The sequence below is a fragment of the Citrobacter portucalensis genome, from assembly GCF_023374935.1.
Classification (GTDB): Bacteria; Pseudomonadota; Gammaproteobacteria; order Enterobacterales; family Enterobacteriaceae; genus Citrobacter; species Citrobacter portucalensis.
On the sequence record NZ_CP092466.1, the window covers coordinates 2,071,622 to 2,095,344 of the forward strand.

Annotated in this window: 34 protein-coding genes, 3 tRNA genes and 1 pseudogene; 29 read left to right on the plus strand and 9 right to left on the minus strand. The window is 48.9% G+C overall.

Annotated features, from left to right (window positions below; translation table 11 throughout):
* Positions 1–32 precede the first annotated feature (32 nt).
* The 3 genes from LY264_RS09935 (at position 33) to LY264_RS09945 (ending at position 332) form a co-directional block, all read left to right on the plus strand.
* Positions 33–108 (plus strand) — tRNA-Gly (locus tag LY264_RS09935).
* A gap of 51 nt (positions 109–159) precedes the next feature.
* A tRNA-Cys gene (locus LY264_RS09940) sits at positions 160–233 on the plus strand.
* Between the two features lie 12 nt (positions 234–245).
* Positions 246–332: transfer RNA gene (locus LY264_RS09945), tRNA-Leu, on the plus strand.
* 126 nt (positions 333–458) lie between these two features.
* On the opposite strand, the gene LY264_RS09950 is transcribed toward LY264_RS09945, so the two are convergent.
* The 8 genes from LY264_RS09950 to LY264_RS09985 all read right to left on the minus strand — a co-directional run bounded on the left by LY264_RS09950 (position 459) and on the right by LY264_RS09985 (position 7,073).
* Positions 459–1,469 carry a tyrosine-type recombinase/integrase gene (locus LY264_RS09950; RefSeq protein WP_086503977.1) on the minus strand — a complete coding sequence of 337 codons (1,011 nt, stop codon included), beginning with the start codon at positions 1,467–1,469 and terminating at the stop codon, positions 459–461.
* Positions 1,469–1,696 (minus strand): DUF4224 domain-containing protein, encoded by a 228-nt coding sequence (locus LY264_RS09955; RefSeq protein ID WP_065944714.1) that lies wholly within the window; start codon positions 1,694–1,696, stop codon positions 1,469–1,471. The genes LY264_RS09950 and LY264_RS09955 overlap by 1 nt, the downstream gene beginning before the upstream one ends.
* Before the next feature lie 391 nt (positions 1,697–2,087).
* Positions 2,088–2,678: a DUF550 domain-containing protein gene (locus LY264_RS09960; protein ID WP_242017945.1), complete on the minus strand. Its 591-nt coding sequence runs from the start codon at positions 2,676–2,678 to the stop codon at positions 2,088–2,090.
* Between the two features lie 3 nt (positions 2,679–2,681).
* Complete coding sequence (locus tag LY264_RS09965; protein WP_061549222.1) at positions 2,682–2,870, minus strand: hypothetical protein; 189 nt, start codon at positions 2,868–2,870, stop codon at positions 2,682–2,684.
* A gap of 1 nt (position 2,871) precedes the next feature.
* Positions 2,872–3,444: an ead/Ea22-like family protein gene (locus LY264_RS09970; RefSeq protein ID WP_242017944.1), complete on the minus strand. Its 573-nt coding sequence runs from the start codon at positions 3,442–3,444 to the stop codon at positions 2,872–2,874.
* Positions 3,428–4,468: a chromosome partitioning protein ParB gene (locus LY264_RS09975; RefSeq protein ID WP_171845974.1), complete on the minus strand. Its 1,041-nt coding sequence runs from the start codon at positions 4,466–4,468 to the stop codon at positions 3,428–3,430. Before LY264_RS09975 ends, LY264_RS09970 begins: the two co-directional genes overlap by 17 nt.
* Positions 4,468–4,950 carry a hypothetical protein gene (locus tag LY264_RS09980; protein ID WP_238696142.1) on the minus strand — a complete coding sequence of 161 codons (483 nt, stop codon included), beginning with the start codon at positions 4,948–4,950 and terminating at the stop codon, positions 4,468–4,470. Before LY264_RS09980 ends, LY264_RS09975 begins: the two co-directional genes overlap by 1 nt.
* 1,403 nt (positions 4,951–6,353) lie before the next feature.
* Positions 6,354–7,073: a LexA family protein gene (locus LY264_RS09985; RefSeq protein ID WP_137031135.1), complete on the minus strand. Its 720-nt coding sequence runs from the start codon at positions 7,071–7,073 to the stop codon at positions 6,354–6,356.
* Between the two features lie 97 nt (positions 7,074–7,170).
* Here LY264_RS09985 and LY264_RS09990 point away from each other — a divergent pair, with 97 nt between their 5' ends.
* The 11 genes and pseudogenes from LY264_RS09990 (at position 7,171) to LY264_RS10040 (ending at position 12,976) form a co-directional block, all read left to right on the plus strand.
* Positions 7,171–7,389 (plus strand): Cro/CI family transcriptional regulator, encoded by a 219-nt coding sequence (locus tag LY264_RS09990; RefSeq protein ID WP_047416137.1) that lies wholly within the window; start codon positions 7,171–7,173, stop codon positions 7,387–7,389.
* Positions 7,390–7,430: 41 nt separating this feature from the next.
* Positions 7,431–7,895, plus strand: coding sequence for a YmfL family putative regulatory protein (locus LY264_RS09995; RefSeq protein WP_160180131.1), 465 nt, complete (start codon positions 7,431–7,433; stop codon positions 7,893–7,895).
* Between the two features lie 240 nt (positions 7,896–8,135).
* Positions 8,136–8,348: a DUF4222 domain-containing protein gene (locus tag LY264_RS10000; protein WP_116359839.1), complete on the plus strand. Its 213-nt coding sequence runs from the start codon at positions 8,136–8,138 to the stop codon at positions 8,346–8,348.
* Entirely contained in the window at positions 8,305–9,225 is a 921-nt protein-coding gene (locus tag LY264_RS10005) for a conserved phage C-terminal domain-containing protein (protein ID WP_171845973.1), read from the plus strand. Before LY264_RS10000 ends, LY264_RS10005 begins: the two co-directional genes overlap by 44 nt.
* A 2-nt stretch (positions 9,226–9,227) precedes the next feature.
* Entirely contained in the window at positions 9,228–9,671 is a 444-nt protein-coding gene (locus LY264_RS10010) for a hypothetical protein (protein ID WP_171845972.1), read from the plus strand.
* Positions 9,671–9,850: pseudogene (locus LY264_RS10015) on the plus strand (MT-A70 family methyltransferase); the annotation flags it as partial. The gene LY264_RS10010 and the pseudogene LY264_RS10015, both read left to right, overlap by 1 nt.
* A 107-nt stretch (positions 9,851–9,957) precedes the next feature.
* Positions 9,958–10,278, plus strand: coding sequence for a LexA family protein (locus LY264_RS10020; RefSeq protein WP_171845971.1), 321 nt, complete (start codon positions 9,958–9,960; stop codon positions 10,276–10,278).
* Positions 10,275–10,664 (plus strand): RusA family crossover junction endodeoxyribonuclease, encoded by a 390-nt coding sequence (locus tag LY264_RS10025; protein ID WP_171845970.1) that lies wholly within the window; start codon positions 10,275–10,277, stop codon positions 10,662–10,664. The genes LY264_RS10020 and LY264_RS10025 overlap by 4 nt, the downstream gene beginning before the upstream one ends.
* 25 nt (positions 10,665–10,689) lie before the next feature.
* Positions 10,690–11,406, plus strand: a complete 717-nt coding sequence (locus LY264_RS10030; protein ID WP_050542098.1) for a phage antirepressor KilAC domain-containing protein — start codon at positions 10,690–10,692, stop codon at positions 11,404–11,406.
* Positions 11,403–12,392 carry a DUF968 domain-containing protein gene (locus LY264_RS10035; protein WP_171845969.1) on the plus strand — a complete coding sequence of 330 codons (990 nt, stop codon included), beginning with the start codon at positions 11,403–11,405 and terminating at the stop codon, positions 12,390–12,392. The genes LY264_RS10030 and LY264_RS10035 overlap by 4 nt, the downstream gene beginning before the upstream one ends.
* A gap of 14 nt (positions 12,393–12,406) precedes the next feature.
* Entirely contained in the window at positions 12,407–12,976 is a 570-nt protein-coding gene (locus tag LY264_RS10040; RefSeq protein WP_171845968.1) for a DUF1133 family protein, read from the plus strand.
* An 83-nt stretch (positions 12,977–13,059) separates the two neighbouring features.
* Here LY264_RS10040 and ghoS read toward each other — a convergent pair whose 3' ends face one another.
* Complete coding sequence (gene ghoS / locus LY264_RS10045; protein WP_171845967.1) at positions 13,060–13,347, minus strand: type V toxin-antitoxin system endoribonuclease antitoxin GhoS; 288 nt, start codon at positions 13,345–13,347, stop codon at positions 13,060–13,062.
* Between the two features lie 123 nt (positions 13,348–13,470).
* Here ghoS and LY264_RS10050 point away from each other — a divergent pair, with 123 nt between their 5' ends.
* From LY264_RS10050 to LY264_RS10120, 15 genes are all read left to right on the plus strand, one after another.
* Complete coding sequence (locus LY264_RS10050; protein ID WP_071684466.1) at positions 13,471–13,866, plus strand: phage holin family protein; 396 nt, start codon at positions 13,471–13,473, stop codon at positions 13,864–13,866.
* A complete protein-coding gene (locus LY264_RS10055) occupies positions 13,853–14,134 on the plus strand; it encodes a phage holin family protein (RefSeq protein ID WP_008323297.1) in 282 nt (93 codons plus the stop codon). Before LY264_RS10050 ends, LY264_RS10055 begins: the two co-directional genes overlap by 14 nt.
* Entirely contained in the window at positions 14,134–14,751 is a 618-nt protein-coding gene (locus LY264_RS10060) for a glycoside hydrolase family 19 protein (protein WP_171845966.1), read from the plus strand. Before LY264_RS10055 ends, LY264_RS10060 begins: the two co-directional genes overlap by 1 nt.
* Positions 14,748–14,972, plus strand: a complete 225-nt coding sequence (locus tag LY264_RS10065) for a hypothetical protein (protein WP_042063971.1) — start codon at positions 14,748–14,750, stop codon at positions 14,970–14,972. The genes LY264_RS10060 and LY264_RS10065 overlap by 4 nt, the downstream gene beginning before the upstream one ends.
* Positions 14,969–15,241 (plus strand): hypothetical protein, encoded by a 273-nt coding sequence (locus tag LY264_RS10070; RefSeq protein ID WP_171845965.1) that lies wholly within the window; start codon positions 14,969–14,971, stop codon positions 15,239–15,241. Before LY264_RS10065 ends, LY264_RS10070 begins: the two co-directional genes overlap by 4 nt.
* Positions 15,198–15,404, plus strand: coding sequence for a hypothetical protein (locus LY264_RS10075; protein ID WP_242017943.1), 207 nt, complete (start codon positions 15,198–15,200; stop codon positions 15,402–15,404). The genes LY264_RS10070 and LY264_RS10075 overlap by 44 nt, the downstream gene beginning before the upstream one ends.
* Positions 15,382–15,612 carry a hypothetical protein gene (locus LY264_RS10080; RefSeq protein WP_171845964.1) on the plus strand — a complete coding sequence of 77 codons (231 nt, stop codon included), beginning with the start codon at positions 15,382–15,384 and terminating at the stop codon, positions 15,610–15,612. The genes LY264_RS10075 and LY264_RS10080 overlap by 23 nt, the downstream gene beginning before the upstream one ends.
* 348 nt (positions 15,613–15,960) lie before the next feature.
* Positions 15,961–16,383: a hypothetical protein gene (locus LY264_RS10085; protein WP_171845963.1), complete on the plus strand. Its 423-nt coding sequence runs from the start codon at positions 15,961–15,963 to the stop codon at positions 16,381–16,383.
* Between the two features lie 254 nt (positions 16,384–16,637).
* Positions 16,638–16,871 (plus strand): hypothetical protein, encoded by a 234-nt coding sequence (locus tag LY264_RS10090; RefSeq protein ID WP_171845962.1) that lies wholly within the window; start codon positions 16,638–16,640, stop codon positions 16,869–16,871.
* A gap of 10 nt (positions 16,872–16,881) precedes the next feature.
* Positions 16,882–18,339, plus strand: a complete 1,458-nt coding sequence (locus LY264_RS10095) for a glycosyltransferase family 2 protein (protein WP_171845961.1) — start codon at positions 16,882–16,884, stop codon at positions 18,337–18,339.
* Complete coding sequence (locus tag LY264_RS10100; RefSeq protein ID WP_069891560.1) at positions 18,321–18,914, plus strand: hypothetical protein; 594 nt, start codon at positions 18,321–18,323, stop codon at positions 18,912–18,914. The genes LY264_RS10095 and LY264_RS10100 overlap by 19 nt, the downstream gene beginning before the upstream one ends.
* The gene (locus LY264_RS10105; protein WP_171845960.1) at positions 18,907–19,275 is read left to right on the plus strand and encodes an HNH endonuclease; all 369 of its coding nucleotides are present in this window, start codon (positions 18,907–18,909) and stop codon (positions 19,273–19,275) included. Before LY264_RS10100 ends, LY264_RS10105 begins: the two co-directional genes overlap by 8 nt.
* Positions 19,276–19,455: 180 nt before the next feature.
* A complete protein-coding gene (locus LY264_RS10110) occupies positions 19,456–19,917 on the plus strand; it encodes a terminase small subunit (RefSeq protein WP_131334120.1) in 462 nt (153 codons plus the stop codon).
* 3 nt (positions 19,918–19,920) lie between these two features.
* Positions 19,921–21,579: a terminase large subunit gene (locus tag LY264_RS10115; protein ID WP_171845959.1), complete on the plus strand. Its 1,659-nt coding sequence runs from the start codon at positions 19,921–19,923 to the stop codon at positions 21,577–21,579.
* A gap of 58 nt (positions 21,580–21,637) precedes the next feature.
* A complete protein-coding gene (locus tag LY264_RS10120) occupies positions 21,638–23,575 on the plus strand; it encodes a phage major capsid protein (RefSeq protein WP_171845958.1) in 1,938 nt (645 codons plus the stop codon).
* Positions 23,576–23,723 lie beyond the last annotated feature (148 nt).

Here is a 23,723-nt window from a genome sequence, read left to right on the forward strand (position 1 = left end):
AAATCAAGTGATTAACAAAGTTACTTGGTGATGCGGGAATAGCTCAGTTGGTAGAGCACGACCTTGCCAAGGTCGGGGTCGCGAGTTCGAGTCTCGTTTCCCGCTCCAAATTTAAGACATCGGCAATAGCGGATGTCGGCTGTAAAGCCAGAAGATTTCGGCGCGTTAGCAAAGCGGTTATGTAGCGGATTGCAAATCCGTCTAGTCCGGTTCGACTCCGGAACGCGCCTCCAATTTCTTCCCGAGCCCGGATGGTGGAATCGGTAGACACAAGGGATTTAAAATCCCTCGGCGTTCGCGCTGTGTGGGTTCAAGTCCCACTCCGGGTACCATGGGAAAGAACAGAATAATCAAAGCAATAAGCAGTGTCGTGAAACCACCTACGGGTGGTTTTTTTGTTTTTGTGCTCTATATTCACCATTGTTTCGCCATTCAGCTTCGCCATAAAAAAGAGGGCATTACTGCCCCCCGACGACCGGAACAACTGAAATTCTTCGATTATATCTCGCTGTTTGCGAGGCGTTTTTATGACCTGAAATTTCCTGCTTCTCACTTAACGTACCTTCAAGATCAGAAATTCCTTTGGCTTTTAGATCATGGAAAGTGAACTGGAAATCAAGGTCTGGATATTTTTCAGCAGCAAGTTTTTTAGTCTTCATCCATTGCGCATTAAAAGCATCGCGTGTGTATCGCAGACCTGATGGCTGGTGGATGACAAAAATACTTACCATCCCGCTGTTAAGAGGAATGCTGTCAGCAAGATTAACGGCATCCTCCAGACGTTTTGTCCAGGCCTTGATCTGGCTAACTGCGGTTTTACTCTGCTGAATTAAAATTCCTTCGCTCAATAATTGACTCTTTTTGAGGTCAAGAATGTCTCCCTGGCGGGCGCAACATAGATATGCCAACTCCATTGCAACTTTTACGGGAATAGAAGCAACGCTATAAAGTGCATCATATTCCCTATCGTTAATATAACGGGTCCGAGCCTGCTCTTTAAATTGCTTTACGCCCTGGCAAGGATTCATCTTCACCTTTCCTCGTTCGTATGCCCACCGAAACACCCTGGACATAAATGCTTTCTCGCGGTTTGCCTGAACCCTGCTCTTAACACCTCGTTTATCCATATATTTTCTGATGTGCTCTGGCTTGATGTTATCCGGCTTCATTTTCCCGAAGACAACATTTACCTTTGAACCGTATTTTCTGTAGTCTTTACGTGTTTCAGTTGCTAACTCGTGGAAATCACCGGAATTAAAGAATTCTTCACAAAGTGCGTTGAAGTTCGTACCAACCTTTAAATCGTTTATGAAGTTTTCGTAAGCTGCCCATACCTGCGATTTTGTTAGATCAGGATTGCACAACCTGACGGTACGACCATCTGTTGTACGAAACTCATAAGCAGATTTTCCCCGTCGAACGCGAGGAGGCATCCAGTTATCCTCAGGGTTTTTGCGAGCTCTAGACATTACATATCCTTAAAGTTTGGTTCTTCTTCCTCTGGATTGCTCACTATTAACTTAAGTCCAACAGGGTTTGATACATGATCCCATGTTGTTCCTGGCCTTCCGTCCTTGCGTGGGATAAAAAATACCCCACTATCCCTCAGAGCTTTACACTGTAGGGAAGGGCGACGATAACCAGTTAATTGATAGAGGTCATCTGGAGTAAGAAAACGTTGGATTTGTCCGCTCATAGATAGTTCTCCACTTAAACCGGCTGCACCCGGTTACTTCATTCTGTAAGCACACGATGAACACCCGTGACGGGTTCCATCGTTGCAATTGCGACATAATGGATATTCTTTCGATCCCTTCCCATTTAGCTGATGAAGTATCTCTACTGGCACCATTACCGGCATTGGTACACGAATCACCATGCTTCTTAGTTCAGCAATTTCGTTTGCCTGTTCGAACACTCGGGCCTTACAGTACTCAGCTTCAGATTTCCACCATGCTACATCGGCTTTCAGTCGGCGTATGCGACGCTGTTTTAGCTTGCTCACCATATGCCATATCCCGTCATAGAAACTAACTGGCCGATCGCTAGCATCACCACGGTAATAACAACCACTTTAACTGGCGGCATCACTTCACCTCCTGCAGAGGTGCTGCTGGCAAATCGCATCCCATACATGGACACGGGAAGGTATTTGCGGATTTTTTCCAACGGAAATAACCTGTACCGCCGCAGTATTTGCAGGCTGTCCCCTCCGGAGCCACAAACGAGTTGTCGGATTCCTTGATATGTAGCCTTGGCTCACCGTCTTTCGGCTCAGGCCATTCGCGCTGTTTGTTAACCGCCAACTTTCCCACCATCGCCTGGGTAATCTGCTCGTCACTGATACCTGAACGACGTTGCGCATCCCATAACAGGAATTGCATGTCAGCCCATTCGCTAAGGTCGCCGGGTTCAGCAGCAGCTTCGAGCGCTTCTTTGGAAAGGTGCTTTAGCGGACCAACTGGACCGACATCGCCGAAAGTAGCCAGTGACCATGCTGCATGTTCACGGCGTACCAGTTCGCGAGAAATCATCCCATCAATCACCTTCACAGCATCAGCCATTGCGTAGCCGAGATTACCGCCGTCGCTTTGTGCTACTGCTTTGCTGAGTATTTCGCGTATCTGGTGCAGGCGATCGAGTGATACAGGACCGTGCGCGGGGTGTTTATTTGTCATGGGTTAGTCCTCTACGCTGATATCAACGGCTACTTTCATTTTCCCGGCAGAAACTTCAAAACCAGTGACATCCGCATTAAGCATGTACTCAGAGATAACCAGAGCAAGAAGTTTAAGTTTTGCGTCAGTATCGTTACCGTTCAGTTCTTCCAGGAGCTCGATTACCGGCTCCATATGTTCACCCATCTTCATCTCACTCCCCCTTCACGCCAATGCCAGCGGCGGCACGTTCGGCTTCACTTTGTTCCCAAAACCACTTGTGAAGCGCCATAAGCTTTTCGTCAATCGGTGCATATTTGCGGTCAAAGTAGGCCTGAGCATCTTTCTCAGATTCGTCCGGCAATTCGCCAGGGCCAAACAGCGTGTTATAAATCCATGCCAAACCATTCTTCGCGTCGCCAGTTGCCTGCCATTCGATAATCGCAGCCTGCATTACCAGGATATTTTTCCCAATTAACAGGTCCAGTTCTTTGTACCGGTTCCGGATGTATGCATTCTCCGCCACCAGCTCCCTGCACTTGCTCTCTGCGTTAGCGAGCTGTACTGCAAGGTCTGTGAGTTTCAGTTCAAGATTGTGAATAGTCGCGTCTGCTGCCCGGAACTCGCGCTGGGATTCCGTTAAATTTGAGCATGCGTTCTGAATTGAGTAGGCCAAGATTGCAGTATCACGATCATCTGATTCTTCAGCTTTAACCTGCAACTGAACCGCCAGGCTGAAGAGATCAGCAATTTGAGTTTCTGTCATACGGTTATTGATCGTTTGCATTGTTATGTACCTGCTGAAGTTTGTGTTGTTTAACGAAGTGGGCTACTGCCTTTGACTGACTGGCGATTATTTTTTTATCGCCTAAATCCAGGGTGACGTTCTTACCGCGATAAATTATTGCCGAGCCGATTTCCTTGCCGTCCAGCTTCACATACAGCACTTTCCCGATAATCTCTGTCGTAGGGATTGGCTGTGATAGGCGATAGGTTTCGCGAGCTTCAGCAATGGCTTTGTGTTCGTCGATTATCGCCAGAGCTTCAGCCAGTGCCGTGCCTTGCAAAGTGAATACGCCTTCATCGCTGATCGTCGCCATGGCCATTAACTCCACGAAACGGCGAGCACTTTTAATGTTGAGTTCCGGAGCGATAGAACTGCGCGTAACCTTTGCCTTACCCTGGGCGGCGGCTACGGCTTTATCGTGCTGAAGAACTTCACCAGCCTGTTCGCCAAACTCGCGAACGCGGTCAACAGCAACATCAACAGACACGGCACCAGATTTAACTTCCTGCTGAACGTCATAATTAGCGGTACTCAGAGTGAGCAATTTCTCAACGGTCGCTACAGACTTATTGACCAGCTTTGCAATCTCGCTGGTGGTCTGGTTGAAAGCGTTATGAAGCTCCTGAATAACGGCGGCCTGTTCAATATCGGAAAGGGGAAGTTGGTTATTACTGGTCATGATGCGAGCCAGACGCTGCACATCGTTACCGTTAAACGGCATGATATGAATGCGGTCTACCGGCTTACCAGCTTCAGCACAACGAGCGTAGCAGCGACGGCGGCGGTGGCCTTCAACAACCCACACACCACCTTCATCACGTGCGATAACCTCCAGAGGAGGAACGGTGCCGCCGTTCATCAGATAGTTAAAAAGGTCGTCATCTGCCTGGCGGGTGCGTTCGTCGTCCTCACGCTTGTTGAAACCTTTACGCACGTGGATATGTTCAAGGCTGATAAACATCCCTGTATCGGTGCGCTTGATGGTCCCATCACGTGACATTTGTTTGAATGAGTTGGCGGCCATTACGCAGTACCTTCACGAAGTTGGTTAGCGAATAACAGAGCCTGATTACCAGCGTAAACAATGCTTTCTTCTTGCTCTTCTTTCCCTATGGCAATAGTGACGTTTGCGTACTTTTCCACGCCAGTGGCCTGGATATCACGAATAACCTGATCGGTTACTGGAGTTAACTCGCGTAATTCTCTCTGCGCTTCCAGCATGTGCATATTGGTCGGCGATTTGGTATGACGTTCAACGATGCGGTCGCACTCTTTGGCCCAACAATTAACATCGTCGCGTAAAACGGTGTTCTCTATGGCCAGTGCTTTACGCTGTTCCATTGACTCGCACAGTGCGACACCCTGAACATCGTAGCGGTTCGCCAGTTCATTCATCAGCCACTGGGAAGCAGGTGGCAGGAGAGGGGCGGCTTTACGTGCTGCATCGATCAGTTGCTCTCTTGTCATACGTGGTTGTAACTCAGTGACGTTCTGTGTGGTCGTCATGGTTAGTTTCTCCGTGTTATATGCGCCCTGCACGGCGCTGAATTTTGGTTGCACGAATCCCTCGCCAAAAGGCGAATAAAGTTTGGGTTTCGTTTCAGTAAATGCCCCATGAAGAGGCACTTAGTGAAACGGGCGACTGCAATCGCCGGTAAGTTTCTCCACTCAACTGAAAGCGCGTTCCGCTGGTTTTGGATTTAACGAACTGGCACTTAATGACAAGGGACAGAACGCGCTTTCAGTTGAGTAAAAAGGGCGGTACCAGGGACTTCAAAGGTTGGTACTGGTACCGCCAAGACTCCACACAGCTTTCTTACTTCCTGGTATCACGCTGACTACGTGATTTGGTGTGTGGTGGCTGGCGCTGATCTCCAGCTCAGTGGCTCGGTGTTTCAATATCGTAACCGCCCGTTCCATCCGCGTTCGATCAGTCCGTATGCTCGCTTAGAACGTTTCGCCTGCTTATCTTTTCTCAACCGTTTGACGGTCAGCCCCGTCATTCACCACAACTGGAAGCGCACTCCACCTGTTTCACACCTGTCACCCATAACTGGTAAGTAAAGGAGTGCGCTTTCATGTTGTGTTCGTGGGGTCTACTTCCCTCCTGTCACGGTTCTTTCCCCGCGTCCGTCGATCATTTCCGACTGTCAGCTTGCTTGATATGGCTCATTGGCTAAGCCTCTACATAATCAGTAGTAGTCACCGTTCCAGCTTCAGGGAGTGGACATACCTCCGTCTCTCCGGCTGTCACCCTTGGCGTTTCATCCAGTTGCAGGCCGTAGCCACTTACCAGACGGACGTCACTCGAACTTCGTGTTGCGGGTTACACCTGTACTACGCGTCGAGTCCGCGCCCTGCAGTTAGCCTCTCATGCAGGGAAAGCTGTGTTAATGGCAGTAGGTTGCCAGCCGAGCAGCTAAGACACATTGAAGAGAGCACTAAATGATGCTTCTAAACAGCTATCGGTTGGGCATCACGTCCGCGTTGCGGGTCGATGTGCTTATTCACAGATAATGCTCTCATCGTTGTGTGCCGGTCTTTCCCGGCTGTCAGTTCTTTATTGCCATTTGAACTCATCGGCCTAACAAGTTTTTACGGCCTGTCATGTTTGCATAGTTGCCGCCGCTGTTATCGGTGCGGTCACCGCCACTGTCCAGGACATTTATAAGGACCGTCTCCAAGTGGTAACTCTTCCAGTCCCGGTAAGAACCCTGCGAGATGCTTACCGTGACTGACTGAAACAGCTGTCTCCTTGTAATTAAGAATCTATCACTGCGGTGCATAATGAGTATCACCAATAGTGATTAATTGGTCAACACCTCTAGTGATAAAATTATCACTAAAAGTGTTAACTTCATGATTATTAAGGTGAAAAAAGGTGCAAAAAAAAGGAGCCGATTGGCTCCTTATTCGAAGATATTTTCAGGCCATTGGGCCTTAACAACCTTACCTATTATCCTGCAATGTTCATTACATTCAATTGCTTGGTATCGTGGGCTTGGATTGAGTGGTTCAAGCCACGGTTTTCCATCCTCACGAACAAATCTCTTAAATGTCACTTCTGAATCGTTAAAAATACCAGCAACGCAAAAATCACCAGCCTCAACATCCTGTTCTGGATCTATGAGGATTAGCATACCCTCAGGAAAGCTTGGCTTTACACCAGGTGGTGCGGTCATTGAGTGTCCAGAAACTTCAAGCCAAAAAGCTGAATCACTGGCTTTAACTGTAGTGGAAACCCATTCCTTTGCATCTCGCTCAGTGTAAGAGCTTACAGGACAGAAGGAACCAGCCTGAACTTCGGTTAGTAGTGGGTATTCATAAACTGAAGAATGGTTTTTTCCGTTTGCGATAGCTTCAAACATTGCTGATATTTCAGCTGCAAGCGATGGGCTGAAGTCGTCAACTTTCACACCCAGAATTTTAGCGAACTGAGCTGCATGAGTTGCATTAATTGCGTTGGTCCCATTAAGCAGTTGTGCAACGCCACTCTGACCCATACCCATCTGTTCAGCCAGCGTCTCCTGAGAGAGCCCAAGAGATTTCTTCTTGGACTCAAAAATGGCTTTAAGCCTACTGGCGTCAGCCAATTGTTCGGCGGTCAAAGGTTTCTTTTTCATTCTCATAATTTATCACCGCACGGCATATTTACCAATCACCGCTAGTGTTGACAATATTATCACTAACAGTGATACTCCTTGTGTGCATCCACGAGGAAATCTAATGAAAATTATTCCGCTATCTGAATATGTTTTGGAAAACGGCCAGGCCAAAACAGCTGAAGCTCTTGGGGTTTACCAAAGCGCCATCAGTAAAGCTCTGAAGCGCAACCGAAGAGTGAACATCCTGGTTAAGGAAGACGGGAAAATCGAGGCTGAAGAAGTTCGACCTTTTCCAAATAAATATAAACCCGCTGATCCAGACGTTGCAGTAACACCGTAACTGATGATCACGCACTTAGTAACTACCAAAGGAAAAACAAGATGGTAGAGCAAACCCTGAAAGAAGTTGTGAAAGCGATGTGTAAGGCGTACCCAGGAGGCCGTCAGGCTATGGCTGGTGCGTTGGGCATGTCAGAAACCCAGTTCAACAACAACCTTTACGAGAAAAACGGTTGTCGTTTCTTTGAAGTCACCGAGTTGGAAGCGATGGAAGACATTTCCAACACGTCATTCGTTGCTGACTACTTTGCCAAGCGTCGCGGCGCACTGCTGGTGGACGTACCAAACCTGGAAGATCTGGACCGTGTTGACTTGTTCAGCCGTGCAATGCGTACAGCAGCTGCAAGAGGGCAGGTTGATCAGATTATCCAGAAGGCGCTTGAGGATGGAGTGATTGAAAAGCATGAAGCCGAAGAGATTCTGGAACATCACCGCCGTCATCTGGCAGCGCGTGAAGAAGAAATCCGCGCGATTGTGGCCTTATTCAGCCGCCGTCAAAAGAAGTGACGCCAGCGAGTGTGCAGCTCCTGGCGTCGTGGCGTGTCGTATTCAGTGGAGAAACTAACGCATGAACAGTGTAACAACACAGTACCGCAGGTCGCAACTTATTGCTCGACCTATGCCGGGTGGAAAAGGTCCGGCTCAGTTCGTGTATGGGGTAATGGTATCCGGATGCTTTGAGCCTGTCTGCTACCAGTTTGCCGATTGGGTTGTAGGTGATTTCAACGGCCAGGCGGAGAAGGTCGAATGCGAGCACTCAACAGACGGTTTAAAGACAGCTACGGCGTCCCTGTCAGGGTTATCCGGTGGGAGCCAGAAACTCAACGGGTTATATACCTGCGCGACGGATACGAGCATGAGTGCTTCAGTCCTCTCGAACAGTTTCAGCGTAAATTCAGGGAAATAGAGGGTCCGAATGAGCCTGTTAATGACATCCCGGCCAATAGTGATAAATCCTGACCTTGCATACAGTATTGGCCTGAATGAGGCGATTGCTCTGCAGCAGATTAACTACTGGCTGAAAGAAACAGCGTCTGGCATGGAACGTGACGGTGTTCGCTGGATTTACAACACGACTGAACAGTGGCTGGAGCAGTTCCCGTTCTGGTCTGAGTCGACCCTGAAGCGTACCTTCACACGCCTGAAGACACTCGGCGTGCTCAAAATTGAGCAACTGAACAAGTCTCAACGCGACATGACCAACTTCTACACGATCAACTATGAAAGCGAGCTTTTAGATGAAGTCAAAGTGACCGAATCGAAGAGGTCAAAATGCGCCGCTCCATCAGGTCAAAATGACACGATGGATAAAGTCAAAGTGACACGCTCCATCAGGTCAAAACGAACCGATGTCATCAGGTCAAAATGCACTGATGATCCTACAGAGAATACAACAGAGAGTACTACAGAGATTACAGGTAAAGACTCTTGTCCGGTTGCGGCGCAACCAGACCGAGATGTGTTGATTACTGATCAGGCTAAACAGGTTCTGGTTCACCTGAACCAGGTCACGAACTCACGCTACCAGGTTTCAACCACGTCACTGCAAAACATCCGAGCACGAATCGGCGAAGGCTTCACCGTTGATGAGTTGTCGCTGGTGGTGGATTACTGCAACGCGAAGTGGGGTGATGACCTGAAGATGTCTGATTACCTGCGACCACAGACGCTTTTCCAGCCGTCCAAATTCCCGGGATACCTCAAGTCTGCAAATAACTGGGACAAAGCTGGCCGACCAGAACGAGTGAATGGCGAGTGGGCCCGCGAAGATGGCATCTTCAAACCCAGCTTCAAGAACACTGATTACAGCGCTATTCCACCAGGGTTCAGGGGGTAACGATGAGCATTATGAAAACGGTCCAGATGTTTATTGCCATGAATCCCGGCTCCACGACCAGGGACATCATTGAAGGTCTGACCCAGTTCAGCCAGGACAGGCTTCAACTCGCCGTTTGCCGCCTGCATGGATTCGGTCTGGCAACTCGTAAACGTGACGGTCGCCAGTTTCGGTACTACGCGGAACCGCCAGCAGATTGCCACTTCGAGGTGTTTGAACCAACAGCTGAAGTCAGCGCCCTGATGGAAACGGCGAAAGGTCTGGAGTCGAAAGGTCTCTTTCACCGTGCCGCGACGATTTACATGGAGGCGTTCAGCGCATCAGCCATTGAATCAGAGCGAGCAGCAATACTGGCAGAACGTCAGCGCTGCCTTGGCCTGGCTAAACCAGCGGTTATTTCCGAAGACGGATGCTATCTGGCTGGTCGATTTTCGGGAGGTCGTTAATGGGCTATTCACTGATTTACGCTGATCCGCCGTGGGAATACGGAAACACCATCAGCAATGGTGCAGCGGAAAACCATTACGGCACGATGAAACTCATCGACATAAAACGCCTGCCTGTCTGGGAGCTTGCTGCGGAAGATTCCGTTCTGGCCATGTGGTTCACCGGTACACATAGCCAGGCCAATTTTCAACGGTGCTATGGGGATGGTTAAGCAACTTGGCTTTACGCCATCTCATTTGTATCTCGAAGTCGGGATTCTGAACAAGCGGATTAAGGAGCGCTGAAGTGAACAAACTTACCGTGAGACAAAGTGAAGTACTTGGTTCGATCGTGAACTATCAGCGCCGGTTTGGATTTCCTCCAACGATATGTGAACTGGCAGGGCTGATTGGTTGCTCATCACCGAACGCAGCAGCGGAGCATGTTAAGGCCATAGCGAAGAAGGGATATATCTCAGTAGCGCCTGGAGTTTCTAGGGGGATCACCGTTATTTCAGGAAATGATGAAACAGACGCGACATCGATCATCAAGTCACTCATTAACGGTGAAAGTGATTCAAAAGAACGCGCCTTGTCATGGCTGGAAGCGAGGGGTGTTCAGCAATGAAATTAACGCTGCCATTCCCGCCAACAGTTAACACCTATTACCGGTCACCTGACCGTGGAGCGTTAAAGGGTAAGCATCTGATCAGTGAGATGGGTAGGAAGTTCAAGAAGAACGTTTACGCATCTGTTGTTGAGCAGTACGGCTGTATACCTAAACCAGTTAACGTCAACGTTGAGGTAAACATAGTTCTTTTCCCGCCAGATAACAGACGGCGGGATTTGGACAACTACAACAAAGCGCTGTTCGACGCACTGACGAATGCCAGAGTCTGGGAAGACGACAGTCAGGTTAAACGGATGACAATCGAATGGGGGCCTGTAGTAAAGCCTGGAAGGGTAGAGATAACGATCAGCCGATTTGAAACCGTGGCGGGTGCAGCCGCCTGATAAGTGGAGACAGAGCATGCAACAGATGAGCATAACAGTAACGTGTCCGACCCATCATGCAGCAACGGTAGGGCAGCAGATCACCATGTCCAGCCGTGAGATTGCGAAACTGGTTGATTCCCGGCACAGCAATGTCTGCGTAACGATAGAGCGTCTCATGAATTCCGGTGTGATTGGTGGGTATGCTGCATTGCAGTACACCCATCCCCAGAACGGGCAGACATACCATCACTACGAAGTGAACAAACGAGACAGCTATGTAATCGTTGCTCAATTATCGCCGGAGTTTACCGCCCGACTTGTTGACCGCTGGCAGGAACTGGAGAGCAACGGTGGAATGATTGTCCCCCGGTCACTCCCCGAGGCCCTGCGCCTTGCTGCTGATCTTGCAGAACAGAAACAGCGCCTGAGTGAAGAACTGGCAGTAGCCGCGCCGAAAGCTGAGTTCGTCGATCGTTATGTGACGGCGACTGGTTCAATGACATTCCGACAGGTTGCCAAGCTGCTTAATGCCAAAGAGCCAGAGTTTGCGATGTTCCTGATTGAGAACGGCATCATGTACCGGCTTAACCGTGTTCTCACGCCAAAGAGCAAGCATATCGAAGCAGGGCGCTTTGAGGTGAAGACGGGCACGACAAACCAGACAAATTATGCGTTCAATCAGTCCCGCTTCACCGCCAAGGGTGTTCGCTGGATTGGCGGCCTGTGGGCAGAGCATATTGCTAAGGGGCAAGTAGCGTGAGGGCATTACTGACACCTGAAGTGGCACCTATGACCGGGGTAGTGATATTTCGCCCAGGCAGTGAACTGATGCATCTGTTCAGACGTGGGCGTGTTCTTATCGAGCCACAGGCAGAGTCAATGGCTGAGTTACCCTCTGGTCTGCTGCCAGAGACTGCCCAGGAGCTTCAGAACGATCCGTTAATGCGTGATGTCTTCGAAAATCAGAAGGTCATACATCGTGCTGGTGGACTGAATTCACTGGATGCCTGGCTCGAAAGAAAACTGGAATGTCAGTACCCACACAGCGAGTGGCACGATCGCAACTACACCATCACCCGGCATGCGCCTGGCTCAATCCGCACGTGCTGGGGCTGTGACTTAAAAATTCGTGATCAGTTCACTGAAGGTCTGGCGGGTATAGCCCGTGAAAACCTGGTATCCTGGCTACTGAAGGTTGTAAACGGCCAATTAGGTTTCAGTGAGGACCACGTTCTGACGCTGCCGGAGTTTTGCTGGTGGATGGTCAGGAATGACCTGGCTGAAGAGATACCTGAAGCCGTAGCCCATAAAGCTCTTCGTCTGAATGAAGATACTCACCAGTCGGTAACACGTGAAAGCGATATTGTTCCGACATTACCTGCTCAACAACTGGTACAGGAGAAAGCGAAAAAGATAGTGGCGATGAAGGTAGACCCAGAGACACCGGAATCCTTCATGCTTAAACCCAAGCGTCGCCGCTGGGTGAATGAGAAATACACGAGATGGGTTAAGGCCCAGCCGTGCGTCTGCTGTAATAAGCAAGCTGACGACCCCCACCACCTGATTGGCCACGGGCAGGGTGGAATGGGTACAAAGGCACACGACCTGTTTGTGATTCCTCTGTGCAGAGAGCATCACGACGAGTTGCATGCTGATCCTGTGGCATTTGAAGCGAAATACGGTGACCAACTGGTCCTGGTGTTTCGGGTTATAGATCGTGCGCTTGCAATCGGCGTACTGGCGTAAGTGGAGAATGCTAAATGATTAATCCTTCTGAAGTTGGTAAATCTGGTGAAATGGTTCGTCTTCGTACTCTGGAAAGCATCTGGATACAGGGTAAGTTGCGCATGTGGGGCCGTTGGTCTTATATCGGCGGTGGTAGTGGTGGAAATATGTTTAACCAGCTTCTGGCATCCGGGAAAATCACCAAAACGGCAATTAACGAAGCGCTACGCCGGATGAAGAAAGCAGGTATCAGCAAACCTGAACTGGAAGCGTTCTTCAAAGAGATTCAGGAAGGTAATAATAAAAGCGGCCTGGCGTTCTGTTCAGACGAAGAAGGGCTGTTAGTGGACGGTGTCATTGCTTCTGTACTGATGAATGATGACTACCGATCGCTCTATAGCGTGATTGTCGACCGCCATCGCCTACGCAAGAGCAAGCTGCAGATGGCCAATGAACTGCAGGCTAAACATCCTGACTGGCCGCTGATCACCTGTCGTCGGCGCATTGATACTTGGCTAAGTCTGGCAGAATCGATCCTATACGCTCCAGTTTGTGACGCATTCGGCACAAATAGCGACAGATTTAAGTTGCAGAGTGAGCAATAAAGTGCTTAAATTGTGGTAGGCTCGGGACGTTAAAGCGAACTGAGCAACAGAACAAAAAGAAACCCGCTCTTGGCGGGTTTTTTCTATTCCTCATTTTTCAAATTAAACCAATACCTTCCGGCAGACTTTGTAACCAGAATGGATGGAAATCTTCTCACTGTTTTGGCAATTTCAAGCGCTTTTTTAGCAACTTCCTCTTTTGATTCATCCGAAGAGTAGTTGTACTCAGCATCTGGAAGTTTATAAGTCTTTCCTGAATCATCTGCCGTTATCGTTTTGACAAATCCCGCAGACATCATCTTCTCATGAAGTTCTTCATAGTCGTCGGGCTGATTATTATGCAACTCAACCCTAACGGTAAATCTACTCATCTGTTTATCCTCACTATTCTCAGTGCAAATGATGAGGTTAATCCGATTTATCCATAACTAAAAGCGCGTTTTTTAATTTTCCCCTCGTTCTGAGAGGACTCACGGCAATAAGAGGGGGACTGAATGTCCGATCCTGTTTCTGGCACTACGGTCGCTGCTGGTGGACTACTGGGAGCCAGCATGTTTGGTTTTGCAACCGGTATTGATTATGGCGTGGTATTTGGCGCATTCGCTGGTGCAGTATTTTATGTAGCGACAGCGGCAAATATCACACGAGTACGATTGATTGCTTACTTCATGACGTCATTCATTGTTGGCGTCCTTGCTGCTGGCCTGGTTGGTTCAAAGTTGTCACAGGCTACCGGGTATAGTGACAGGCCATTAGACGCACTTGGTGCTGTTGTAGTGGCGGCGATGACAATCAAAGTGCTCACATTTTTCAACAGTCAGGATTTGGGAAGCCTGTTCAGTATTCTTTCGCGATTCCGTGGAGGAGGGGCCAGCAATGGTAACAAGTGATCCGTCAGCGATGGTGAATGCAGGTATTTGTGCAGTCATCGTCCTTGTCCTGATGTTCTACCAGCGTGAAGGGGCAAGACATCGCCCCGCAATATCATTGCTGGCGTACTTCGTTGTGCTGGTTTATGCCAGCGTTCCATTCCGATATCTGTTTGGCCTCTACCAGGAGTCACACTGGATGGTGGTCATCGTAAACCTTCTTATTTGCGCTGCCGTCTTATGGGCTCGTGGGAACGTGGCGCGTCTCGTTGATACGCTGAGGCATTAATGAACCAATCACAATTTCAACAGGCGGCTGGTGTAAGCGCCGGGTTAGCTTCGCGCTGGTTTCCGCACATTGACGCAGCAATGAAAGAGTTCGGCATTGTTAAGCCTGAAGATCAGGCAATGTTTATTGCTCAGTCAGGACATGAATCAGCGGGATTCTCTGCGCTGGTGGAGAGCTTCAACTATACCCCTGCCGCTCTGCTGACCACCTTTGGACGCCGCATTACGAACTATCAGGCATATATGCTTGGGCGTGACAAAGAAAAAGGGCAGGTAGCCAATCAGCCAGCCATTGCAAATCTTGTGTACAGCAATCGCCTCGGTAATAAAGCATCAGCTGATGGGTGGAAATATCGTGGACGTGGACTGATTCAGATTACCGGTCTTGATAATTACCGCCGCTGCGGAACGGGATTAAAACTGGATTTAGTCAGTAATCCTGAGTTGCTGGAAAAGGATATGAACGCTGCACGATCAGCTGCATGGTTCTACGCCACCAGCGGATGCCTGAGTTATTCCGGCGATCTGGTTCGCATCACTCAGATCATCAATGGTGGACAGAACGGTATTAACGACCGTCGTGCACGCTACGCCAAAGCAAAATCGGTGCTCTCATGATTAAGTGGCTGGTTCTTCTCATTCCACATTGGGAAACGGACACGGTTGTTTTGCAGGAGAAGGGTGACGAATTACATATCGTTTGCAGTTATAGCGATATTAAACCTGGCGAGGTGTTCGATGGGATGTGTGAACTTAAAACCTTCACATGGCTTAACTGGTCTTTCCCATACGGTCAGCCTATCAACGTCCGCTCATTTGAACCAAAGGTGATCGCATGAGCATTGTAGAAATCATTATCGGCGTTATTGGTGCAATTATGGTTGCAGCTGCTAGTGGTTTTGGTGTTGGCCATTTGCGAGGCACCAGTAAAGCGGAAGCCAAAGCAGATCAGCAGCGCACTGAAGAACGCGTATCAGCTACTGAAGCCGTTGCAGAACGCCGGGTAGAGACAACAAAAGGAGCCAGGGATGTACAGCAGACTGTTAATCATCTTCCTGATGACGATGTTGACCGTGAGTTGCGCGAAAAATTTACCCGCAAAACCTGAAGTAACTGACACGGCCTGTGACTGGGTAAGCATCATCTACCTTACTGAGCACGATATTGCCGTGTTGGATAAACAGACGAAGCGGGACATATTGGCGCACAACAAATCAGTGCAGGCTAACTGCATGAAGGAGCCAGGTCGTGAACGTAGAGAACTTAAGTAACGCGCATTACATCTATAACGAGATGAAAGAGCTACAGCGACAGAAAGGCATACTGGAAAGCGGTGCCGGGCTTGGGGTGACAATCCAGTCTACCTATCAGGATAACGCCTTTCTTGATGCCATACGCCCGCATGCAGTGACCGAACTGGATAGACGCATTCAGCAAAAGATCGAAGCACTAGCGAAACTCGGGGTGACATTCACTTAAAGGTTTTGTTGCTGTAGCGTTTAGTAAGTTCAAGGGTTATCCAAAAACATATTACATCAATGATTTTCTCAATATGTGGAGCGTATGCAAGTACAAGTTCGAGCGCGGTTTGGTGGTTCATTTTATCTCCTAGGCTTTATATGTGGAGATAGTCACTAGTTGCCATCTCCTAGTGTAGTGCCTAAAGCTTGCACAGCATGTAGAAGCAGCAGTCTAGTGTACTAGACCGCTTGAATACTCTGAATCAACTAAACACTTAAGCTCGACCGGATGGCATTACAACAGGCATTCATTGAGTGCCTGTGATAATGCTTTTAGATATAATCTCCTCAACTCAAGTGGGCGATTATGAATACTGATTATTTTTCTTATGAAACGTTAATTGCAGCCCGAGACTCTGCATATTGGGCAAAGCTGTCTATGTATGGAACTTGGTTTGCCGGTGCTGCGACTTTTGCGGCCGTCCTTGTCGCGCTCAGAAGACCCGTACCAAGAATAAGAGGTCAGGCAACCATAATCATAGCCAGCCCCCCCCCATACGACAACCCGACTTATGGGGTAGGGGTGTCAATAAATAATATCGGTACGAATCCGGTTAAAATAAATTCATTAATATGGAAGTTTAGTAAAGATACGAGGGTCATGTATCTCACAAGTCAACCTGGTGATACTTTACCAAAAAGAATTGAGCATGGTGATAGCGCATCCTTCTTTTTCTTGGACGATGAAGAAGGGGAGTGGTTGGCAGATTTAAAGAAATGGAATAAATAAACTGGTGGCAAAGCTAAACAATTAAGAATTGAAGTCACTCTTGGAACAGGAGACGTGTTTTATATTCGTCCCAGAAAGGATGTATTAGATTTTATTAACAAAGAATAACCGCCTTCGGGCGGTTTTTTATTGCGCTTCGCACGCGCATATCAAAGAGAGTCTTTCAGTAGTGAGCCTGGGTGATGCCGTTAGGTTGCGTTTACCTCTCGGGCGGCATTGCCGTGCGACAGGCTCACGTCTAAAAGGAAACGCACATGAGGCTTACAGTTCTGGATGATGATCCAGGAAGAAAGATTAACCTGCGTAAAGAGCGGTACCTCGTCTTAGTTGATGGTAAAGAGATAAAGCATGTTTTCACTGCTGACGATGAAAAAGGCGAAGTTATTGCAGCAGAACTAGGTCCTGACGGATTTATGGTTGTAGATAACGGAGAAGTGAAAAGGATAGCAATTCGCGGCACCGTTGAAATCAAACGCCTAGAATCCTAACGGAGTACATATGCAAGTAACGATTGACGGTATTCAATATGTGCCTGTCAGCATTTCACGTTCCACAATTGGCATCGCAATAACTACTCATAATAGGCCGGAAATTCTTAAGCGTGCCATTGAGCAGCATATGAAACATCTTCCATCTGGTGCGCTGGTGGTCGTGATAGATGATGGCTCAAAGCCTGCCGCTGTTGTACCGGCTAACGTGAAGCTGTTTCGACATGATCAATCATGCGGTATTGTCGCTTCGAAGAACGCCAGCCTGACCGCGCTGGTGGACGCGGGGTGTGAGCATCTCTTCCTGTGGGATGATGACGCGTGGCCAATCGCTGATAATTGGCATCTCCCTTACATCGAATCTCCAGAGCCGCATCTGGCTTATCAATTTCTCGATCTGGCTGGCCCACGAAAAATAAACGATATGACCGTCTTGTATCGGGATGATAAGCATATCGCTTACACCGGGCAGCGCGGCGTTATGCTTTATTACCACCGCAGCGCCATTGATAAGGTTGGCGGCTTCGATCCGGTATACGGTCGTGGAATGTACGAGCATCCTGATCTGGCTCTTCGTATTCACAACGCGGGGTTATCGACCTGGGCGTTTGCTGATGTTGCGGGCTCTGAAAAGCTCATTCATTCGATGGATGAATACGAAGAGGGTGCGCGTTCAATTCCCCGACCTGAGCGTGAAGCGTTAGCAAAAGCTAATGCTGTTATTTATAGCGCCCGACGCGATAACGGTTACACCGCATACGTTCCTTTCAGGAAACAGCGCAACGTGGTGATTACGGCATTGCTGACCAGCCAGAATGATCCACAACGTCAGCGAAGGATGAAAGCGTCTCCTGAGTTGGTTCAGGGATGGGCAACGTCTATTCGTGGCGCTGATGCAGTGGTACTGGCTGACGAATTGGATACAGCACCGAAAGGTGCGAACCTTTTCAAAGTGTCACCTTTGTCAATGAGTCCCTATTTCGCACGATGGCTGCATATTTATCAGTATCTGCGCGCTCATCCAGAGTATCGCCTTATCTGGTGTACTGATGGTACCGATGTCGAAATGCTTAGAGAGCCATGGACAGAAATGCAGCCGGGTAAAATTTACGTGGGCTCAGAGCATAAGACGTATGCCGACGAATGGATGAAGTCCAATCACCACGGCAAAGTGTATAGCGAGTTCATCGAGAAGCACATTGATGAACCGCTGCTCAACGCTGGACTACTTGGTGGTAGTCGTGACGATGTAATGGAGTTTGCTCACAGGATCATCAGACAGTATTACCTGATTGAAAGCCATCATTTCTGGAGGATGGAGACAGCTCGCCCCGCGCTGGTCGATATGGGTGCCTTCGGTATGGCTGCGAAGTCTTTTGGCAATAGAGTCGTTACCGGCCCTAAGGTTCATACCATTTTTAAAACTGATGGTATCGGTAAGGAGTTCGCATGGTTTCGCCACAAGTAATGTTTGTGGTTATTGGTCATCATGTTCGCCGTAAACAGGCATTGATTTTGGCTGAATCTATCGGTGCTACCCTGATGATTGATACTGATGATCACGGTGCTAACTGGAATCATCGCCGCGCGCTGGAATGGGCAGCCAATCAATCATGCCGTGTGGTAGTGCTTGAAGATGATGCTATGCCAGTTGCTGATTTCTGCGAAAAGATTGCTGTATGGCTTGCACGTTATCCGGATGCACTGTGTTCATTTTATCTCGGCACTGGCCGTCCACCACAGTATCAACTGGAGATAGCATCAAAGTTAATAGCAGCTGATAAGGCCAGAGCTGACTTCATTACATTGCCGCGTCTTATTCATGGCGTCTGCTACAGCGTACCTCAGCAACATATCAAGAGAGTGCTGGATAAATGGAACCACAGCAAAGCAGCTGACTATGCAGTCGGTGATGCTTACGGTGGCCCTGTTGTCTATCCATGCTACTCACTCGTTGACCACGCTGATGGACAGCCAGTAGAACAAGCCAGAGACAATCAGCCAAGAACAGAACGCCGCAAAGCATGGAGGTTAAATGTCTAAGCTAAAGACACTACAGCCGCGCTTGAAAGCTATCGACACCCGACGAATAAAGCCTGTCTATGGTGAGAATCGTCGAGTGAGTGGAAGCGCAAGGGTGAGCCTCAAGCGTCGTATATATGTGCGCGACGGTGGCCACTGTTGCATGTGTCAGCGAGTGGTTGACCTGCATGACAGTGAACTTGATCACCGCATAGCACTACAGTTTGGTGGTGACAACTATGAGAGCAACCTGTGGACTCTCTGCATTGAGTGTCACTCTGGGAAGTCGTCTCGTGAAGCAGCAGCAGGTCAGCCAGATGCCGAGGCGCTCAAGCACCCGGTGCCTTCAGGTGAGGGGCAGGCCGGAATCATTGTGATCTGACGCAAACGAGAATGGGTATCATCAACATTGAAGGATAGTTGCATTTGAAATCATTTTGAATGGAAATGATATCCATTATCAACAATGCCGGGGGGGTATGGTCGGGTGTCAACGCTGATCACGCTGGACACCGCGCCCCCTCTCACGCGCAGAAAATTTTCCCCTTTGGAGGGTGTTAACGTGTTAACAGGACAAAAGCGCAAATTCGCACAAGCGCTGATGTCCGGTTCATCCCAGGCTGAAGCAGCCCGAAAGGCCGGTTACTCCGAGAAAACCGCGAGGTCACAGGGTTCCCGGCTGGCAAAAGACCCGGATATCATCGCGTTTATCAGTAAAAAACGTGGGGCCGAGGTCATTGCCGAGCAGGCTGTTTCTGAACCAGATGATCTGCCAAAAGTTGTTAACAGAACGGTGAAGGAATTTGATGATCCGCTTGAGTTCCTGAAAGCAGTGATGAACGACGTATCAGAAGAGACGGATGTCAGAAAAGACGCCGCAAAAGCGATGCTGCCATACCTTCACCCCAAAAAAGGAGAAGGCGGTAAAAAGGATGCAAGACATGCCGCCGCGAAGGTCGCAGCAACGGGTAGCAAGTTTGGAGCAATGGCACCGCCGAAGCTTGTTGTTAATAACAAGGGGTAATCAATGACTCAATGGACCACGGCTTGCCCTGAATGGGAATCTCTTCTGGTTGCAAAGCAATCAATCATCCCACCACCAATTTTCCCAGACCAGGCAGAACAGGCACTTGGCATCTTCAAAGAGTTACGCGTCTCTGATTTACCAGGTAAGCCAACATTTGGTGAGTGTTCTGAGGAATGGGTATTTGACTTTGTTAATGCCATTTTCGGTGGCTATGAAGCAGAGACTGGTAAGCAGTTAATCCGCGAATATGGACTACTTATCTCGAAAAAGAACACAAAATCGACCATCGCTGCAGGAATTATGCTGACCGCGCTAATCCTGTGCTGGCGTGAAGATGAAGAGCACCTGATTCTCGCGCCGACAAAAGAGGTGGCTGATAACAGTTTTAAACCTGCTGCCGGGATGATACGCGCCGATGAAGAGCTATCTGATATGTTCCAGATTCAGGACCATATCCGCACAATCACACACCGAGTAACACGAAATACACTCAAAGTAGTAGCAGCTGACACCGATACTGTTTCAGGTAAAAAGTCAGGGCGCATTCTGGTCGATGAACTTTGGTTGTTTGGCAAGCGAGCTAATGCCGAAGCCATGTTTATGGAAGCACTTGGTGGGCAGGTATCTCGCAACGAAGGGTGGGTTATATTCCTGACTACGCAAAGTGATGAACCGCCTGCTGGTGTATTCAAAGAACGCCTTGATTACTGGCGAGCTGTGCGAGATGGGAAGATTAATGACCTTAAAACACTCGGCGTCCTGTATGAATTCCCTGACTCTATGGTGGAAAGCAAGGCTTACCTTGAACCAAAAAATTTCTACATCACCAATCCGAATATTGGACGTTCGGTAAGTGAAGAATGGATTGCCGATCAGCTTCTGAAGAACCAGAACAAAACAGACGGCACATTACAGCAGTTCCTTGCGAAACACCTCAATATCGAAATTGGTCTGAACCTCCGCAGTGACCGATGGGCAGGTGTTGATTTCTGGGAGCCGCAAATCAGGCAGGTAACATTCAGCGATATCCTTCAGCGAGCTGAGGTTGCTACGGTTGGGATAGATGGTGGTGGCCTTGATGACCTTCTTGGTCTTTACATTATTGGTCGTGACAAAGAAACCCGTGAGTGGATTGGATGGGGCCATGCCTGGGCGCATGAAATAGCTGTGCGCCGCAGAAAAAGCGAGGAATCCAGGTTCAACGATTTCGTTAAGGCCGGTGACCTGACTATCGTTAAGCGGGTAGGACAGGACACTGAGGAAGTTGCTGAATATGTCAGTCGTATTAATGACGCAGAACTGTTGGATAAAATTGGCATTGACCCTTCTGGTGTCGGTCAAATCCTTGATGCTCTTGTAGAAGCTGAAATACCTGAAGATTCAGTTGTCGGTGTCAGCCAAGGCTGGAGACTTGGTGGTGCAATTAAGACAACAGAGCGCAAGCTTGCTGAGGGTGTGCTTATTCATGGTGGACAGCCATTAATGGCCTGGTGTGTAGGCAATGCCAGGGTAGAACCTAAAGGTAACGCTATCCTTATCACCAAACAGGCTAGTGGAAAGGGGAAAATTGACCCCCTTATGGCCTTGTTTAATGCCGTTTCGCTAATGGCACTTAATCCTGAAGCGAAGAAGAAAGATTACCAGGTATTTTTTATATAAATAACACGTCAGTTAATGACCCGCCACGGCGGGTTTTTTCGTTTCTGGAGGACAGTAAATGAAGCTTGACCGCGCATGTACGATCATGACGGTGAAAGCGGTGGATGAGGACAAACGGATAATCACCGGAATTGCTTCCACACCATCACCTGACCGTGACGGCGACATTATGGACCCTGACGGTGCGAAGTTCGGCAGTGAAAACCCTTTTCTTTGGCAGCACGACAGAACCCAACCTATTGGGAACTGTTCTGCAAAGAAAGTGAAAGAAGGGCTTCAGATCACGGCGCAACTTGTTAAGCCAACACCTGACATGCCATCGCAGCTGGTAGCCAGGCTTGAAGAAGCGTGGGCATCAATCAAATCAGGTCTTGTGAAAGGCCTGTCTATCGGCTTCAAGCCAATTAAATATGCATATCTCGACTCTGGTGGCATCCATTTTCTTGAATGGGAGCTTCTTGAAGTCTCTGCAGTAACGATCCCGGCGAATGCCGAGTGTTCGATTCAAACCGTTAAATCGTTTGACCGCCAGTTACTCGCCGCGCTCGGCACTGAGAAACCGGTAGTGAAAACCATAAATTCTGCTGGCGCTTCAGCACCGAATAAATCTTCTCAAAAAGGAAAATCAACGATGAATATCGCTGAACAGATCAAAAGTTTTGAAAACAAGCGTGCAGCGCTGGCCTCTTCACTGAACGACATCATGAGTAAAGCCGCCGATGAAGGCCGCACGCTGGATGCGGAAGAAACAGAAAGCTACGATAACACTTCCACTGAAATCAAAGCAGTCGACGAGCACCTTAAACGCCTGCGTGATATGGAAAACAGCATGGCATCAACCGCCAAGCCAGTTACTAAAGCAGCATCTGGTGAAGTTACAGTGGTGAATAACGCGCCGTCCATCATCCGTGTAGAGCCAAAACTGGAAAAAGGTATCGCCTTTGCCCGTTTCGCCAAGTCTCTGGCGGCTGGTAACGGTAGCCGTTCTGAAGCCCTGCAGATTGCGAAAAACCAGTATCCTGATGACACCAAACTTCATCACGTTCTGAAAGCTGCGGTAAGTGCTGGTACTACCACAGACCCTGCCTGGGCTGGTGCACTGGTTGAATATCAGGATTACGCGCAGGATTTCGTTGAGTTTCTGCGTCCTCAGACCATTATCGGACGTTTTGGCCAGGGTAACATCCCGTCCCTGCGTCAGGTTCCGTTCAATGTTCGCATTCCGGCGCAGACCTCCGGTGGTTCTGCTAACTGGGTTGGTCAGGGTAAAGCCAAGCCTCTGACCAAGTTTGACTTCGCAACTATCACCTTCGGTTTCTCCAAAGTGGCTTCTATTGCAGTACTGACCGAAGAGTTGATCCGTTTCTCAAATCCATCTGCTGATGCTCTGGTGCGTAACGCCTTGGCTGAAGCGGTGATCGCGCGGCTGGATACCGACTTCATCGACCCGGCAAAAGCGGCAGTAGCTGATGTTTCCCCGGCATCTATTACCAACGGCATTACTGCGATTACGTCTACTGGCGATCCGGATACCGATGCTGCAGCAGCATTTGGTAAATTTATTACCAATAACCTGCAGCCGAATGGCGCGGTATGGCTGATGTCCAGTACTACGGCTCTCACTCTCTCAATGCGTAAAAATGCCCTGGGCCAGAAAGAGTATCCTGACATGACCATGCTGGGCGGTACATTCCAGGGTCTGCCAGTAATTGTCTCCCAGTACGTTGGCAATCAGTTGGTATTGGTTAACGCGCCGGATGTGTACCTGGCTGATGACGGCGGTGTAGCCGTTGATATGTCTCGCGAAGCTTCTCTGGAAATGCAGAGTGCTCCGACCCATGACAGCACCACACCAACGGCAGTGGAACTGGTATCCATGTTCCAGACCAACAGCGTGGCCATTCGTGCAGAGCGCTGGATTAACTGGAAACGTCGTCGCGATGCAGCAGTAGCTGTTATCTCCAGCGTTGATTACAGCACTGGCGCTACCAGCTAAGAAGGAGGGCGGGGGAAACCCCGCCATTTCATATGGCAAAGATCAGATACCTACAGCGTACACATGACTCATTGCCAGGTGATGAGAAGATTGTGAATGACCAGTGCGCAAAGGTGCTGGTTCTGCTGCATAAAGCTGAATATGTAAC

What these genes read in the sequence shown, in the direction of transcription:
- LY264_RS09950 (WP_086503977.1), bottom strand. Translation starts at nt 1,469, where the DNA reads ATGTCTAGAGCTCGCAAAAACCCTGAGGATAACTGGATGCCTCCTCGC.
- LY264_RS09955 (WP_065944714.1), bottom strand. Translation starts at nt 1,696, where the DNA reads ATGAGCGGACAAATCCAACGTTTTCTTACTCCAGATGACCTCTATCAA.
- LY264_RS09960 (WP_242017945.1), bottom strand. Translation starts at nt 2,678, where the DNA reads ATGACAAATAAACACCCCGCGCACGGTCCTGTATCACTCGATCGCCTG.
- LY264_RS09965 (WP_061549222.1), bottom strand. Translation starts at nt 2,870, where the DNA reads ATGAAGATGGGTGAACATATGGAGCCGGTAATCGAGCTCCTGGAAGAA.
- LY264_RS09970 (WP_242017944.1), bottom strand. Translation starts at nt 3,444, where the DNA reads ATGCAAACGATCAATAACCGTATGACAGAAACTCAAATTGCTGATCTC.
- LY264_RS09975 (WP_171845974.1), bottom strand. Translation starts at nt 4,468, where the DNA reads ATGGCCGCCAACTCATTCAAACAAATGTCACGTGATGGGACCATCAAG.
- LY264_RS09980 (WP_238696142.1), bottom strand. Translation starts at nt 4,950, where the DNA reads ATGACGACCACACAGAACGTCACTGAGTTACAACCACGTATGACAAGA.
- LY264_RS09985 (WP_137031135.1), bottom strand. Translation starts at nt 7,073, where the DNA reads ATGAGAATGAAAAAGAAACCTTTGACCGCCGAACAATTGGCTGACGCC.
- LY264_RS09990 (WP_047416137.1), top strand. Translation starts at nt 7,171, where the DNA reads ATGAAAATTATTCCGCTATCTGAATATGTTTTGGAAAACGGCCAGGCC.
- LY264_RS09995 (WP_160180131.1), top strand. Translation starts at nt 7,431, where the DNA reads ATGGTAGAGCAAACCCTGAAAGAAGTTGTGAAAGCGATGTGTAAGGCG.
- LY264_RS10000 (WP_116359839.1), top strand. Translation starts at nt 8,136, where the DNA reads ATGCGAGCACTCAACAGACGGTTTAAAGACAGCTACGGCGTCCCTGTC.
- LY264_RS10005 (WP_171845973.1), top strand. Translation starts at nt 8,305, where the DNA reads ATGAGCCTGTTAATGACATCCCGGCCAATAGTGATAAATCCTGACCTT.
- LY264_RS10010 (WP_171845972.1), top strand. Translation starts at nt 9,228, where the DNA reads ATGAGCATTATGAAAACGGTCCAGATGTTTATTGCCATGAATCCCGGC.
- LY264_RS10025 (WP_171845970.1), top strand. Translation starts at nt 10,275, where the DNA reads ATGAAATTAACGCTGCCATTCCCGCCAACAGTTAACACCTATTACCGG.
- LY264_RS10030 (WP_050542098.1), top strand. Translation starts at nt 10,690, where the DNA reads ATGAGCATAACAGTAACGTGTCCGACCCATCATGCAGCAACGGTAGGG.
- LY264_RS10040 (WP_171845968.1), top strand. Translation starts at nt 12,407, where the DNA reads ATGATTAATCCTTCTGAAGTTGGTAAATCTGGTGAAATGGTTCGTCTT.
- ghoS (WP_171845967.1), bottom strand. Translation starts at nt 13,347, where the DNA reads ATGAGTAGATTTACCGTTAGGGTTGAGTTGCATAATAATCAGCCCGAC.
- LY264_RS10050 (WP_071684466.1), top strand. Translation starts at nt 13,471, where the DNA reads ATGTCCGATCCTGTTTCTGGCACTACGGTCGCTGCTGGTGGACTACTG.
- LY264_RS10055 (WP_008323297.1), top strand. Translation starts at nt 13,853, where the DNA reads ATGGTAACAAGTGATCCGTCAGCGATGGTGAATGCAGGTATTTGTGCA.
- LY264_RS10060 (WP_171845966.1), top strand. Translation starts at nt 14,134, where the DNA reads ATGAACCAATCACAATTTCAACAGGCGGCTGGTGTAAGCGCCGGGTTA.
- LY264_RS10065 (WP_042063971.1), top strand. Translation starts at nt 14,748, where the DNA reads ATGATTAAGTGGCTGGTTCTTCTCATTCCACATTGGGAAACGGACACG.
- LY264_RS10070 (WP_171845965.1), top strand. Translation starts at nt 14,969, where the DNA reads ATGAGCATTGTAGAAATCATTATCGGCGTTATTGGTGCAATTATGGTT.
- LY264_RS10075 (WP_242017943.1), top strand. Translation starts at nt 15,198, where the DNA reads ATGTTGACCGTGAGTTGCGCGAAAAATTTACCCGCAAAACCTGAAGTA.
- LY264_RS10085 (WP_171845963.1), top strand. Translation starts at nt 15,961, where the DNA reads ATGAATACTGATTATTTTTCTTATGAAACGTTAATTGCAGCCCGAGAC.
- LY264_RS10090 (WP_171845962.1), top strand. Translation starts at nt 16,638, where the DNA reads ATGAGGCTTACAGTTCTGGATGATGATCCAGGAAGAAAGATTAACCTG.
- LY264_RS10095 (WP_171845961.1), top strand. Translation starts at nt 16,882, where the DNA reads ATGCAAGTAACGATTGACGGTATTCAATATGTGCCTGTCAGCATTTCA.
- LY264_RS10100 (WP_069891560.1), top strand. Translation starts at nt 18,321, where the DNA reads ATGGTTTCGCCACAAGTAATGTTTGTGGTTATTGGTCATCATGTTCGC.
- LY264_RS10105 (WP_171845960.1), top strand. Translation starts at nt 18,907, where the DNA reads ATGTCTAAGCTAAAGACACTACAGCCGCGCTTGAAAGCTATCGACACC.
- LY264_RS10115 (WP_171845959.1), top strand. Translation starts at nt 19,921, where the DNA reads ATGACTCAATGGACCACGGCTTGCCCTGAATGGGAATCTCTTCTGGTT.
- LY264_RS10120 (WP_171845958.1), top strand. Translation starts at nt 21,638, where the DNA reads ATGAAGCTTGACCGCGCATGTACGATCATGACGGTGAAAGCGGTGGAT.